The sequence below is a fragment of the Streptomyces sp. FH025 genome (assembly GCF_017427025.1).
Taxonomy (GTDB): Bacteria; Actinomycetota; Actinomycetes; order Streptomycetales; family Streptomycetaceae; genus Kitasatospora.
Window position 1 is genome coordinate 1 of record NZ_JAFLNG010001250.1, and the last position, 750, is coordinate 750.

The 750-nt window shown below is 57.7% G+C and carries 1 rRNA gene; it reads right to left on the minus strand.

The features are described 5' to 3' along the window. Window positions 1-2: 2 nt before the first annotated feature. Window positions 3-750 (minus strand): 23S ribosomal RNA (locus J0670_RS38725); the annotation flags it as partial.

Sequence of the window (750 nt, forward strand, 5' to 3'; positions counted from 1 at the left end):
CTGAGGACAAGCCCTCGGCCTATTAGTACCGGTCAACTCCACCCCTCACAGGGCTTCCATATCCGGCCTATCAACCCAGTCGTCTACTGGGAGCCTTACCCTCTCAAGGAGGTGGGAGTGCTCATCTCGAAGCAGGCTTCCCGCTTAGATGCTTTCAGCGGTTATCCCTCCCGAACGTAGCCAACCAGCCATGCCCTTGGCAGAACAACTGGCACACCAGAGGTTCGTCCGTCCCGGTCCTCTCGTACTAGGGACAGCCCTTCTCAACACTCCTACGCGCACAGCGGATAGGGACCGAACTGTCTCACGACGTTCTAAACCCAGCTCGCGTACCGCTTTAATGGGCGAACAGCCCAACCCTTGGGACCTACTCCAGCCCCAGGATGCGACGAGCCGACATCGAGGTGCCAAACCATCCCGTCGATATGGACTCTTGGGGAAGATCAGCCTGTTATCCCCGGGGTACCTTTTATCCGTTGAGCGACGGCGCTTCCACAAGCCACCGCCGGATCACTAGTCCCTACTTTCGTACCTGCTCGACCCGTCAGTCTCACAGTCAAGCTCCCTTGTGCACTTACACTCAACACCTGATTGCCAACCAGGCTGAGGGAACCTTTGGGCGCCTCCGTTACCCTTTAGGAGGCAACCGCCCCAGTTAAACTACCCACCAGACACTGTCCCTGATCCGGATCACGGACCCAGGTTAGACATCCAGCACGACCAGAGTGGTATTTCAACGACGACTCCACC